At 59.5% G+C, this 12,224-nt stretch carries 14 protein-coding genes; all 14 read left to right on the top strand.

Translation table 11 applies throughout. From position 1 onward, the window contains the following. The first annotated feature begins 593 nt into the window (after positions 1-593). The 14 genes from rpmH (at position 594) to LU688_RS27695 (ending at position 12,214) form a co-directional block, all read left to right on the top strand. Positions 594-728, top strand: a complete 135-nt coding sequence (rpmH, locus tag LU688_RS27760; RefSeq protein ID WP_003253163.1) for a 50S ribosomal protein L34 — start codon at positions 594-596, stop codon at positions 726-728. Between the two features lie 13 nt (positions 729-741). Next, complete coding sequence (rnpA, locus tag LU688_RS27755; protein WP_094010827.1) at positions 742-1,143, top strand: ribonuclease P protein component; 402 nt, start codon at positions 742-744, stop codon at positions 1,141-1,143. Further along, entirely contained in the window at positions 1,136-1,381 is a 246-nt protein-coding gene (gene yidD, locus LU688_RS27750; RefSeq protein WP_011536514.1) for a membrane protein insertion efficiency factor YidD, read from the top strand. Before rnpA ends, yidD begins: the two co-directional genes overlap by 8 nt. A 2-nt stretch (positions 1,382-1,383) precedes the next feature. After that, on the top strand, positions 1,384-3,066 hold the full coding sequence (gene yidC, locus LU688_RS27745) for a membrane protein insertase YidC (protein ID WP_094010828.1): 1,683 nt from the start codon (positions 1,384-1,386) through the stop codon (positions 3,064-3,066). 83 nt (positions 3,067-3,149) lie between these two features. Further along, positions 3,150-4,523, top strand: coding sequence for a tRNA uridine-5-carboxymethylaminomethyl(34) synthesis GTPase MnmE (mnmE, locus tag LU688_RS27740; protein WP_094010829.1), 1,374 nt, complete (start codon positions 3,150-3,152; stop codon positions 4,521-4,523). Positions 4,524-5,060: 537 nt separating this feature from the next. Next, positions 5,061-6,953 (top strand): tRNA uridine-5-carboxymethylaminomethyl(34) synthesis enzyme MnmG, encoded by a 1,893-nt coding sequence (gene mnmG, locus LU688_RS27735; RefSeq protein WP_102683386.1) that lies wholly within the window; start codon positions 5,061-5,063, stop codon positions 6,951-6,953. Further along, positions 6,950-7,600 carry a 16S rRNA (guanine(527)-N(7))-methyltransferase RsmG gene (rsmG, locus tag LU688_RS27730; protein ID WP_023628557.1) on the top strand — a complete coding sequence of 217 codons (651 nt, stop codon included), beginning with the start codon at positions 6,950-6,952 and terminating at the stop codon, positions 7,598-7,600. Before mnmG ends, rsmG begins: the two co-directional genes overlap by 4 nt. Before the next feature lie 18 nt (positions 7,601-7,618). Next, on the top strand, positions 7,619-8,410 hold the full coding sequence (locus LU688_RS27725) for a ParA family protein (protein WP_023628558.1): 792 nt from the start codon (positions 7,619-7,621) through the stop codon (positions 8,408-8,410). Between the two features lie 9 nt (positions 8,411-8,419). After that, positions 8,420-9,292, top strand: coding sequence for a ParB/RepB/Spo0J family partition protein (locus LU688_RS27720; protein WP_023628559.1), 873 nt, complete (start codon positions 8,420-8,422; stop codon positions 9,290-9,292). A 149-nt stretch (positions 9,293-9,441) separates the two neighbouring features. Further along, on the top strand, positions 9,442-9,849 hold the full coding sequence (locus LU688_RS27715) for a F0F1 ATP synthase subunit I (protein ID WP_011536507.1): 408 nt from the start codon (positions 9,442-9,444) through the stop codon (positions 9,847-9,849). Positions 9,850-9,865: 16 nt separating this feature from the next. Continuing rightward, the gene (gene atpB, locus LU688_RS27710; RefSeq protein WP_023628560.1) at positions 9,866-10,735 is read left to right on the top strand and encodes a F0F1 ATP synthase subunit A; all 870 of its coding nucleotides are present in this window, start codon (positions 9,866-9,868) and stop codon (positions 10,733-10,735) included. Positions 10,736-10,879: 144 nt separating this feature from the next. Beyond that, complete coding sequence (gene atpE / locus LU688_RS27705; RefSeq protein ID WP_003097235.1) at positions 10,880-11,137, top strand: F0F1 ATP synthase subunit C; 258 nt, start codon at positions 10,880-10,882, stop codon at positions 11,135-11,137. Between the two features lie 57 nt (positions 11,138-11,194). Continuing rightward, complete coding sequence (locus LU688_RS27700; protein WP_023383136.1) at positions 11,195-11,665, top strand: F0F1 ATP synthase subunit B; 471 nt, start codon at positions 11,195-11,197, stop codon at positions 11,663-11,665. Between the two features lie 12 nt (positions 11,666-11,677). Further along, positions 11,678-12,214, top strand: a complete 537-nt coding sequence (locus LU688_RS27695) for a F0F1 ATP synthase subunit delta (RefSeq protein ID WP_023628561.1) — start codon at positions 11,678-11,680, stop codon at positions 12,212-12,214. Positions 12,215-12,224 lie beyond the last annotated feature (10 nt).

The raw sequence follows: 12,224 nt of genomic DNA, 5'->3' as shown, positions 1-12,224 counted from the left end.
GGATATCCCCTGAGTTGAAAGCCGGATGAGGCAAAACAAACCGCCATTGTACCGGGCAGGCGGTCAGTTATCCACACGTGGTGGCGACCGCGATCACGTTAAAACCGCCAAAAACTGACGCTTACATCACTCAAGCGGTGTTGATAAGCCCTGTGGATAACGACACCTGTGGGCTATGCACAACCCCGGGCTGAGCTCTGTGGATAAAAGCCCTGTGGATAAACACCCATTCAGCCCACAGGTTGTCCTCATGGCCCGCACAGACAGAGCACCCTTTACCGACAAGGTTGCGAAGCTCTGTACAGCCTGTAAAACGTGGCCTTGAATGGCTTATCCACAGAAGGTTGTCCAGCTAAGATCTATAAGTTCTTCAAAAAAGCTTTTTATATGCCTCTTTGTTTTTTCTGTTTGCCTGCGTTTTGTCCACACGGGCAAACGGTCATCATTCGAGGGAGATTCGATCTACCCTGATTCGACCTTCCATAAGAATGGCTGGTTGGAAATTGACCTATTGCCTTGCTTTCTCTAGAATCGCCGATCTCTTAAAAAGGGGGCCCTTCCGGCCCGTTGTCGACCAACCCAGGTAACACGCCATGAAACGTACTTTCCAACCAAGCACCATCAAGCGCGCCCGCACCCACGGTTTCCGTGCCCGTATGGCTACCAAGAACGGCCGTGCCGTTCTGTCGCGTCGCCGTGCCAAAGGCCGTAAGCGTCTGGCAATTTGATTTTTCGGCACAGGTGGTGAGTCAGGACTTCAGTCGGGAAAAGCGACTGCTTACAGCCCGGCATTTCAAAGCGGTCTTCGACTCCCCAACCGGCAAGGTTCCAGGGAAAAACCTGCTTATCCTTGCCCGCGAGAACGGCCTCGATCATCCGCGCCTAGGCCTGGTGATCGGCAAGAAGAGCGTCAAGCTCGCCGTTCAACGCAATCGCCTGAAACGCCTGATGCGCGATTCGTTTCGCCTGAACCAGCAGCTGTTGGCTGGCCTGGACATCGTGATCGTCGCGCGCAAGGGGTTGGGCGAAGTGGAAAACCCAGAATTGCACCAACACTTTGGCAAGCTCTGGAAGCGACTGGTCCGCAGTCGGCCCTCTCCAGCGGTCGCCAATTCCGCAGGGGTAGACAGTCACAATGCGTAAACTGGCCCTCGTTCCGATCCAGTTTTACCGTTACGCCATCAGTCCACTGATGGCCAGTCACTGTCGTTTCTATCCCAGCTGTTCCTGTTACGCCTATGAAGCCATTGAAAACCATGGCCTCTTGCGTGGTGGGTGGCTGGCCGTTCGTCGCCTGGGGCGTTGTCATCCGTGGAACGACGGCGGTTTCGATCCCGTTCCACCTGCTCCTTCCTCCCGAACTTCTTCGATAGCCGAGTAATCATGGATATTAAACGCACGATCCTGATCGTCGCCCTGGCAATCGTGTCCTATGTCATGGTCCTCAAGTGGAACCAGGACTACGGCCAGGCTGCCCTGCCGACTCAGAATGCTGCTGCCAGCAATGCTGCCCCGGCCCTGCCGGACACCGTGCCGGCCGGCAACTCCGGTGCAAGTGCCGATGTGCCGAGCGCCAATGCTGAATCCAGCCCAGCCGAACTGGCGCCAGTGGCGCTCAGCAAGGACCTGATCCGGATCAAGACCGACGTCCTGGACCTGGCTATCGACCCGGTCGGTGGTGACATCGTCCAACTGACCCTGCCGAAGTACCCTCGTCGCCAGGATCATCCGGATATTCCGTTCCAGCTGTTCGATAACGGTGGCGAACGTGTGTATCTGGCCCAGAGCGGCCTGACCGGCGCCAACGGCCCGGACGCCCGTTCCACGGGTCGTCCGCTGTACTCCGCAGAGCAGAAGAGCTTCCAGCTGGCCGACGGCCAGGACCAACTGTCGGTCGACCTGAAGTTCAGCGAGAACGGCGTCAACTACATCAAGCGCTTCAGCTTCAAGCGCGGTGAGTATGACCTGACTGTCAGCTACCTGATCGACAACCAGAGCAGCCAGGCCTGGACCGGCAACATGTTTGCCCAGCTCAAGCGTGACGCCAGCTCCGACCCGTCGTCGAGCACCGCCACCGGTACCGCCACCTACCTGGGCGCGGCCCTGTGGACAGCTTCCGAGCCGTACAAGAAAGTGTCGATGAAAGACATCGACAAAGGTAGTTTGAAAGAAAATGTGACCGGCGGCTGGGTCGCCTGGCTGCAGCACTACTTCGTGACCGCCTGGATCCCGACCCACTCGGACAACAACGCCGTCCAGACCCGCAAGGACAGCCAGGGCAACTACATCATCGGCTATACCGGCCCGGCGCTTAACGTCCCTGCCGGCGGCAAGGTCGAAACCAGCGCCATGCTGTATGCCGGCCCGAAGATCCAGTCCAAGCTCAAAGAGTTGTCCCCAGGCCTGGAACTGACCGTCGACTACGGCTTCCTGTGGTTCATCGCCCAGCCGATCTTCTGGCTGCTGCAACATATCCACAGCCTGCTGGGCAACTGGGGCTGGTCGATCATCGTCCTGACCATGTTGATCAAGGGCCTGTTCTTCCCGCTGTCGGCCGCCAGCTACCGCTCGATGGCGCGCATGCGTGCCGTGGCGCCAAAACTGGCCCAGCTGAAGGAACGCTTCGGTGATGATCGCCAGAAGATGTCCCAGGCGATGATGGAGCTGTACAAGAAAGAGAAGATCAACCCGCTGGGCGGCTGCCTGCCGATCCTGGTGCAGATGCCGGTGTTCCTGGCCCTGTACTGGGTACTTCTGGAAAGCGTCGAGATGCGCCAGGCCCCGTGGATGCTGTGGATCACCGACCTGTCGATCAAGGATCCGTTCTTCATCCTGCCGATCATCATGGGCGCCACCATGTTCATCCAGCAGCGCCTGAACCCGACCCCGCCCGATCCGATGCAGGCGAAGGTAATGAAAATGATGCCGATCATCTTCACCTTCTTCTTCCTGTGGTTCCCGGCTGGTCTGGTGCTGTACTGGGTTGTGAACAACTGCCTGTCGATCGGACAGCAGTGGTACATCACTCGCCGTATCGAGGCTGCGACCAAGAACGCAGCCGCTTGACGGGCTGCTACGCTAGCCTGTTAACAAAAACGCCCCCCTGGGGCGTTTTTGCTATCTGTCGTATTCGTTGTAGAGGTTCGAGCATGAACACAGTGCGTGAAACCATTGCCGCCATCGCCACCGCCCAGGGCCGTGGCGGGGTAGGCATCGTCAGATTGTCCGGCCCGCTGGCCCGCCAGGCCGGGCAAGTCATCACCGGGCGCAATACGCTGACCCCGCGGCATGCCCATTACGGCCCGTTCCGCGATGACGATGGCCTGGTGCTGGATGAAGGGATCGCGCTGTTCTTCCCCGGGCCAAACTCGTTCACCGGCGAAGATGTGCTGGAGCTGCAGGGCCATGGCGGTCCGGTAGTCATGGACATGCTGCTGCAACGTTGCCTGCAGCTCGGTTGCCGGCTGGCACGTCCAGGCGAATTCAGCGAGCGAGCGTTCCTCAACGACAAGCTCGACCTGGCCCAGGCCGAGGCAATCGCCGACCTGATCGAAGCCAGCTCCACACAGGCTGCGCGCAATGCCCTGCGTTCCCTGCAAGGGGCATTCTCCAAGCGTGTGCATGGCCTCACCGAAGATCTGATCGCCCTGCGCATCTATGTCGAAGCCGCGATCGACTTCCCAGAGGAAGAGATCGATTTTCTTGCCGATGGCCATGTGCTGCGCATGCTCGATGAAGTACGTGACACGTTATCCACAGTTCAGCGCGAAGCAGGGCAAGGCGCATTGCTTCGCGACGGCATGACCGTGGTTATCGCAGGCCGGCCGAACGCCGGCAAGTCGAGCCTGCTCAACCAGTTGGCCGGGCGTGAAGCGGCAATCGTCACCGATATCGCCGGCACCACCCGGGATATCCTTCGCGAACATATCCACATCGACGGTATGCCCCTGCATGTGGTCGACACCGCAGGCTTGCGCGACACCGATGACCATGTGGAAAAGATCGGTGTGGAACGGGCGCTCAAGGCCATCGGCGAGGCCGACCGTGTGCTCCTGGTAGTCGATTCGACGGCACCGGAAGCCAGTGATCCGTTTGCCTTGTGGCCAGAGTTTCTCGATCAGCGCCCCGACGTGGCCAAGGTCACCCTAATTCGCAACAAGGCGGACCTCAGTGGTGAGGTCGTAGGCCTGGAGCAAAGCGACGATGGGCACGTCACCATCACCCTCAGCGCCCGGGACAACGACATGGGCCTGGATCTGCTGCGTGAGCATCTCAAGGCTTGCATGGGCTATGAACAAACCGCCGAAAGCAGCTTCAGCGCTCGTCGCCGGCACCTGGAGGCGCTACGCCAGGCCAGTGCCCACCTCGAGCATGGCCGTGCGCAGCTGACCCTCGCCGGTGCCGGTGAGCTGCTGGCAGAGGATCTGCGCCAGGCACAGCAAGTGCTGGGTGAAATTACCGGAGCGTTCAGTTCGGATGACCTGCTGGGGCGGATCTTCTCCAGCTTCTGCATTGGCAAGTGATCCCACAGGGTTCGATTCGCAACAAAGCCGCTCTCTGGAGCGGCTTTTTTTTGTCTGCGATTCGTGTGGGTACGGGTCATTGCAAGCAGGCCATCGACCACGGACGACAAGCGCTGCGCAAAATATTTCATCAACAGCGTTCCGAACGCCTGGCTAAGCTCTGTGGAAAACTAGGCCTCAGCTCCGTTGATAACCAGGCTTTTTTTCTGAGGACAAACCTGCCTGTGGGTAACAGCACCATTCATCCACAGGTTAAACAGCGGTATCCAGAGCCCCCAGGCCTACCTGGACACAGGGTTATGATTCTCTGTACACATTGTAATACATAGGCTGTAGAGACTTATGCACAGACAGGTGGGTACCTAAACATAAACATAAAAACAAAGCTTTTTTAAATTTTTCCTCTTTGTTTTCTTTTACCTGCCACTCATCCACAGCCTGGTCAAATTTTGCTCAGAAGGTTTCTTTGGAGGGTGGGAAGTCCCTATACTTGTCCGCTTACCTTCTCTATTCGCAAAAACAGGCACGAGGTGCGTGGTGGATTTCCCTTCCCGTTTTGAAGTGATCGTCATCGGCGGCGGCCATGCCGGTACCGAGGCTGCGCTTGCGTCCGCACGCATGGGTGTGAAAACCCTGCTGCTGACTCATAACGTGGAAACCCTCGGTCACATGAGCTGCAACCCGGCCATCGGTGGCATTGGCAAGAGCCACCTGGTCAAGGAAATCGATGCGCTCGGCGGCGCGATGGCGCTGGCCACCGACAAGAGCGGCATCCAGTTCCGCGTTCTGAACAACCGCAAAGGCCCGGCGGTACGCGCCACCCGTGCACAGGCGGACCGCGCCATCTACAAGGCCGTGGTACGTGAAATCCTGGAAAACCAGCCCAACCTGTGGATATTCCAGCAGTCGTGCGATGACCTGATCGTCGAGCAGGACCAGGTCAAGGGCGTGGTCACCCAAATGGGCCTGCGGTTCTTCGCCGACTCCGTGGTACTGACCAGCGGGACTTTCCTCGGTGGACTTATCCACATCGGTTTGCAGAACTATTCAGGTGGCCGCGCCGGCGATCCGCCCGCCAATGCCCTGGCCAACCGCATGCGTGAATTGCCGCTGCGTGTCGGCCGGTTGAAAACCGGTACCCCGCCGCGCATCGATGGCCGTTCGGTGGACTTCTCGGTGATGACCGAGCAACCGGGCGATACGCCGATCCCGGTAATGTCGTTCATGGGCAATGCCGACATGCATCCGCGCCAGGTGAGCTGCTGGATTACCCACACCAACGCCCGCACCCACGAGATCATTGCCTCGAACCTCGACCGTTCGCCGATGTATTCGGGGGTGATCGAAGGCATCGGCCCGCGTTATTGCCCGTCGATCGAGGACAAGATCCACCGCTTCGCCGACAAGGAAAGCCACCAGGTGTTCATCGAGCCGGAAGGCCTGACCACCCATGAGCTGTATCCCAACGGCATTTCCACATCGTTGCCGTTCGACGTGCAGCTTGAGATCGTCCGCTCGATCCGCGGCATGGAGAACGCGCACATCGTGCGCCCGGGCTATGCCATCGAGTACGACTACTTCGATCCGCGCGACCTGAAGTACAGCCTCGAGACCAAGGTCATCGGCGGCCTGTTCTTCGCAGGCCAGATCAACGGCACCACCGGCTACGAAGAAGCCGGTGCCCAAGGCCTGCTGGCCGGGACCAACGCGGCTCTGCGCGCCCAGGGCCGTGAAAGCTGGTGCCCGCGCCGCGACGAGGCGTACATCGGCGTGCTGGTCGACGACCTGATCACCCTCGGCACCCAAGAGCCGTACCGCATGTTCACTTCGCGAGCCGAGTACCGGCTGATCCTGCGCGAAGACAACGCCGACCTGCGCCTGACCGAGAAAGGCCGCGAACTCGGCTTGATCGACGATGAGCGCTGGGCGGCGTTCAGCGCCAAGCGCGAAGGCATCGAGCGTGAAGAGCAGCGCCTGAAGAGCACATGGGTGCGCCCGAACACGCCGCAAGGCCAGGCCATTGTGGATAAGTTCGGCACGCCATTGGCGCATGAGTACAGCCTGCTCAACCTGCTTGCCCGCCCTGAAATCGACTACGCTGGCCTGATCGAGGCAACCGGCGGCGAGAATATCGATCCACAGGTCGCCGAACAGGTCGAGATCAGGACCAAGTACGCCGGCTACATCGACCGCCAGCAGGAAGAAATTGCCCGCCTGCGCGCCAGTGAAGACACACGTCTGCCTGTGGATATCGACTACACGACCATTTCCGGGCTGTCCAAGGAGATCCAGGGCAAGCTCGGCGACACCCGGCCAGAGACCCTGGGCCAGGCTTCGCGTATTCCCGGCGTCACCCCGGCGGCGATTTCCCTGTTGCTGATTCACTTGAAAAAACGCGGCGCAGGCCGCGAATTGGAGCAAAGCGCTTGAGTTCCCCGGTCACCCCGCAACATGCCGAAGAGTTGTCCACAGGTGCGCGCCAGCTTGGTGTCGAGCTGACCGCGCAGCAGCACGAACTGCTGCTGGGCTACCTGGCCCTGTTGATCAAATGGAACAAGGCCTACAACCTGACCGCCGTGCGCGACCCCGACGAGATGGTCTCGCGTCACTTGCTCGACAGCCTCAGCGTCATGCCGTTTATCCACAACGACACCCAGCGTTGGCTGGATGTCGGCAGCGGCGGCGGCATGCCGGGCATTCCGCTGGCCATCCTGCACCCGCACAAGCAGGTGACGGTGCTCGACAGCAACGGCAAGAAGACGCGCTTCCTCACCCAGGTGAAGATGGAGCTGAAACTGGACAACCTCAGGGTTATCCACAGCCGGGTGGAAGAGGTCCAGCCCGAGCAGCCGTTCTGCGGGATCGTCTCCCGGGCCTTCAGCAGCATGGAGAATTTCACCAACTGGACCCGCCACCTGGGTGACAGCCGCACGCAATGGCTTGCAATGAAGGGGCTGCATCCTGCCGATGAACTGGTAGCATTGCCCGCAGACTTCACAGTGGAAAGCGAGCAGGCCCTGACCGTTCCAGGTTGCCAGGGCCAGCGCCATCTGCTGATACTGCGCCGCAAGGCATGACTGGGAACACGAGCAACAATGGCTAAGGTATTCGCAATCGCGAACCAGAAGGGTGGTGTGGGCAAGACCACCACCTGCATCAATCTCGCCGCATCGCTGGCCGCGACCAAGCGTCGCGTGCTGCTGATCGACCTCGATCCACAGGGCAACGCGACCATGGGCAGCGGTGTGGATAAGCACGAGCTCGAGCATTCGGTGTACGACCTGCTGATCGGGGAATGCGACCTGGCCCAGGCCATGCACTACTCCGAGCACGGTGGTTACCAGCTGTTGCCGGCCAACCGCGACCTGACCGCCGCCGAAGTGGTCCTGCTGGAAATGCAGATGAAGGAGAGCCGCCTGCGCAACGCGTTGGCGCCGATCCGCGAGAACTACGACTACATCCTCATCGACTGCCCGCCGTCGCTGTCGATGCTGACGCTCAATGCGCTGGTCGCCTCCGATGGCGTGATCATCCCCATGCAGTGCGAGTACTACGCGCTGGAAGGGTTGAGCGACCTTGTGGATAACATCAAGCGCATCGCCGCCCGGTTGAATCCGGAGCTGAAGATCGAAGGCCTGTTGCGGACCATGTACGACCCGCGCCTGAGCCTGAACAACGATGTTTCGGCGCAGCTCAAGGAACACTTTGGCGAGCAGCTGTACGATACGGTGATCCCGCGCAACATCCGCCTGGCGGAGGCGCCGAGCTTCGGCATGCCGGCACTGGCCTACGACAAGCAATCCCGTGGCGCGCTGGCCTACCTGGCGTTGGCCGGGGAACTGGTTCGTCGTCAACGCCGTCCATCACGCATTGCACAAACAACTTAAGGAATCCGCATGGCCATCAAGAAACGCGGTCTCGGACGTGGGTTGGATGCACTGCTCAGTGGTCCTTCCGTCAGCGCGCTCGAAGCGCAGGCTGTCAAGATCGACCAGAAGGAACTGCAACACCTGCCGGTCGAGCTGATCCAGCGCGGCAAGTACCAGCCGCGTCGCGACATGGATCCCGAGGCGCTGGAAGAACTGGCGCACTCGATCCGCACCCATGGCGTCATGCAGCCGATCGTGGTTCGCCCGATCGGTGACAACCGCTACGAGATCATCGCCGGTGAGCGCCGCTGGCGCGCCACCCAGCAGGCTGGCCTGGATACCGTTCCGGCCATGGTCCGCGAAGTACCCGACGAAGCCGCCATTGCCATGGCGCTGATCGAGAACATCCAGCGCGAGGACCTCAACCCGCTGGAAGAGGCGCTCGCCCTGCAGCGTCTGCAGCAGGAGTTCGAACTGACCCAGCAGCAGGTGGCTGATGCCGTCGGCAAGTCGCGGGTCACCGTGGCCAACCTGTTGCGCCTGATCTCGCTGCCCGAGGCGATCAAGACCATGCTCGCCCATGGCGACCTGGAGATGGGCCACGCCCGCGCCTTGCTCGGCCTCGAGGAAGATCGACAGGAAGAAGGGGCGCGTCATGTTGTCGCACGCGGCCTCACCGTGCGCCAGACCGAGGCACTGGTGCGTCAGTGGCTCAGTGGCAAACCTGAGCCGGTCGAGGCGAGCAAACCTGATCCGGATATCACGCGTCTTGAACAGCGTCTGGCAGAGCGCCTGGGCTCGGCGGTACAAATTCGCCATGGCAACAAGGGCAAAGGCCAGTTGGTTATTCGCTACAACTCCCTTGACGAGTTGCAAGGCGTGCTTGCTCACATCCGCTGAAACAATTCCTGTTGTAGCGCGCAGTCGGAAATCACTACCCAAGAGTTGAATAGGGGTTAATCCACCCCTATACTCTGCGCGCATTTTGTCGGCACAAATTATGCCAAGTCATTGTTGACGAGGCGGTCGACTTTCGAGGAGCAGTTGTGATGGAAATCCGCACGCCAAACCGCCTGCCTTTCCATCGCTGGGCGGTTTTTCCGGTACTGCTGGCTCAATTTGTCGTACTGCTGCTGGCAACGCTGGTGTTGTGGCAGTGGAAAGGGGTGGTCAGTGGATATTCAGGCCTTTGCGGAGGTTTGATTGCCTGGCTGCCCAATGTGTATTTCGCCTGGAAGGCTTTTCGCTTCAGCGGAGCCCGGGCGGCGCAGGCCATCGTCAAGTCGTTTTACGCGGGCGAGGCAGGCAAGATGATTTTGACGGCAGTGCTGTTTGCACTGACCTTCGCAGGAGTGAAGCCATTGGCGCCGTTGGCAGTATTCGGCGTCTTCGTGCTGACCCTTTTGGTCAGCTGGTTCGCGCCCCTGCTGATGAATAAAAGACTTTCGAGACCTTAGGGCGTTTGAGGCAACCATGGCAGCAGAAACCGCTTCGGGCTATATCCAGCACCACTTGCAGAACCTGACCTACGGTCAACTACCAGACGGCAGCTGGGGCTTGGCCCATTCGGCTGCAGAAGCCAAGGCAATGGGCTTCTGGGCGTTCCACCTGGACACCCTGGGCTGGTCCGTTGCGCTGGGTCTGATCTTCCTGTTCATCTTCCGCATGGCGGCTAAAAAGGCCACTTCCGGCCAGCCTGGCGCCTTGCAGAACTTCGTAGAAGTGCTGGTGGACTTCGTCCACGGCAGCGTGAAGGATTCCTTCCACGGCCGCAGCCCGGTGATCGCCCCGCTGGCGCTGACCATCTTCGTCTGGGTATTCCTGATGAACGCCATCGACCTGGTACCGGTCGACTGGATTCCTCAACTGGCCATCCTGATCTCCGGTGATCCGCACATTCCGTTCCGCGCGGTGTCGACCACCGACCCGAACGCCACCCTGGGCATGGCCCTGAGCGTGTTCGCGCTGATCATCTTCTACAGCATCAAGGTCAAGGGCATCGGCGGCTTCATCGGCGAGCTCACCCTGCACCCGTTCGGCAGCAAGAACATCTTCGTGCAGATCCTGCTGATCCCGGTGAACTTCCTGCTCGAGTTCGTCACCCTGATCGCCAAGCCGATCTCGCTGGCGCTGCGTCTGTTCGGCAACATGTACGCCGGCGAGCTGGTGTTCATCCTGATCGCGGTGATGTTCGGCGCCGGCATCCTCTGGCTCAGCGGCCTGGGTGTGGTGCTGCAGTGGGCGTGGGCTGTGTTCCACATCCTGATCATCACCCTGCAAGCTTTCATCTTCATGATGCTGACCATCGTCTACCTGTCGATGGCTCACGAAGATAACCATTAAGACCGCCTGGCGTGTCTGATAGCCTTCCCCGCCGGTTTGGGGGGAGGGCTTAAAAAGTCCGCAAGGGCATGCTGTACCAAACGATTTGTTTTACCGCTTCAAACTAAAAACCTAACCAATACGACGTAAAAGTCGGGAGGAAAGATGGAAACTGTAGTTGGTCTGACCGCTATCGCTGTTGCTCTGCTGATCGGCCTGGGTGCTCTGGGTACCGCCATTGGTTTCGGCCTGCTGGGCGGCAAGTTCCTGGAAGGCGCTGCTCGCCAGCCAGAAATGGTTCCGATGCTGCAGGTCAAAATGTTCATCGTTGCCGGTCTGCTCGACGCCGTAACCATGATCGGTGTTGGTATCGCTCTGTTCTTCACCTTCGCGAACCCCTTCGTTGGTCAGATCGCCGGCTAATCACTCGTTCCTACGAGTTGATTGGTGTGATGGACAAAGACCGAGCGAGGTGTTGGCGTGAACATTAATGCAACCCTGATTGGCCAATCCGTTGCTTTTCTGATTTTTGTACTCTTCTGCATGAAGTACGTATGGCCTCCGGTCATCACTGCCCTGCAAGAGCGCCAAAAGAAGATTGCCGACGGTTTGGACGCTGCCAACCGCGCAGCTCGCGACCTGGAGCTGGCCCAAGAGAAAGCGGGTCAGCAACTGCGTGAAGCGAAGGCACAGGCAGCCGAAATCATTGAGCAAAGCAAGAAACGCGCTGCTCAGCTTGTCGAGGAAGCCCGTGAACAGGCTCGCGTCGAAGCTGACCGTGTGAAGGCTCAGGCTCAAGCCGAGATCGAACAGGAACTGAACAGCGTCAAAGACGCCCTGCGTGCCCAAGTGGGTGCCCTGGCTGTTGGCGGTGCTGAAAAGATCCTTGGCGCCACAATCGATCAAAACGCGCATGCGGAGCTGGTTAACAAACTGGCCGCTGAAATTTAAGCGAGGGCGATCATGGCAGAACTGACCACGTTGGCCCGACCTTACGCTAAGGCTGCCTTCGAGCATGCCCAGGCCCATCAGCAACTGGCCAATTGGTCAGCCATGCTCGGCCTGGCTGCTGCGGTGTCGCAAGACGACACCATGCAGCGCCTGCTCAAGGCCCCGCAACTGACTAGCGCAGAAAAGGCCGCCGCATTCATTGAAGTGTGCGGTGACAAGTTTGACGCCAAGGCACAGAATTTCATTCATGTTGCCGCGGAAAACGAACGTCTCCTGCTTCTGCCGGAGATTTCGACTCTGTTCGACCTGTACAAGGCCGAGCAAGAGAAGTCCGTGGACGTGGAAGTCACCAGTGCTTTTGCGTTGAACCAAGAACAGCAAGACAAACTCGCCAAGGTTCTCAGTGCACGGTTAGGCCAGGAAGTGCGCCTGCACGCGTCGGAGGATGCCAGCCTGATCGGCGGCGTCGTCATCCGCGCTGGCGACCTGGTAATCGACGGTTCGGTTCGCGGGAAAATCGCGAAACTGGCCGAAGCCTTGAAATCTTGAGTTTGAAGGG

This window comes from Pseudomonas soli (genome assembly GCF_021283165.2).
GTDB lineage: Bacteria > Pseudomonadota > Gammaproteobacteria > Pseudomonadales > Pseudomonadaceae > Aquipseudomonas > Aquipseudomonas soli.
The sequence above is the reverse complement of the archived record's forward strand: the minus strand, read 5'-3'. Positions and strand labels throughout refer to the sequence as shown.

Coding starts and splice junctions, on each gene's coding strand:
- rpmH (WP_003253163.1), top strand. CDS start 594: ATGAAACGTACTTTCCAACCAAGCACCATCAAGCGCGCCCGCACCCAC.
- yidD (WP_011536514.1), top strand. CDS start 1,136: ATGCGTAAACTGGCCCTCGTTCCGATCCAGTTTTACCGTTACGCCATC.
- yidC (WP_094010828.1), top strand. CDS start 1,384: ATGGATATTAAACGCACGATCCTGATCGTCGCCCTGGCAATCGTGTCC.
- mnmE (WP_094010829.1), top strand. CDS start 3,150: ATGAACACAGTGCGTGAAACCATTGCCGCCATCGCCACCGCCCAGGGC.
- LU688_RS27725 (WP_023628558.1), top strand. CDS start 7,619: ATGGCTAAGGTATTCGCAATCGCGAACCAGAAGGGTGGTGTGGGCAAG.
- LU688_RS27720 (WP_023628559.1), top strand. CDS start 8,420: ATGGCCATCAAGAAACGCGGTCTCGGACGTGGGTTGGATGCACTGCTC.
- LU688_RS27715 (WP_011536507.1), top strand. CDS start 9,442: ATGGAAATCCGCACGCCAAACCGCCTGCCTTTCCATCGCTGGGCGGTT.
- atpB (WP_023628560.1), top strand. CDS start 9,866: ATGGCAGCAGAAACCGCTTCGGGCTATATCCAGCACCACTTGCAGAAC.
- atpE (WP_003097235.1), top strand. CDS start 10,880: ATGGAAACTGTAGTTGGTCTGACCGCTATCGCTGTTGCTCTGCTGATC.
- LU688_RS27695 (WP_023628561.1), top strand. CDS start 11,678: ATGGCAGAACTGACCACGTTGGCCCGACCTTACGCTAAGGCTGCCTTC.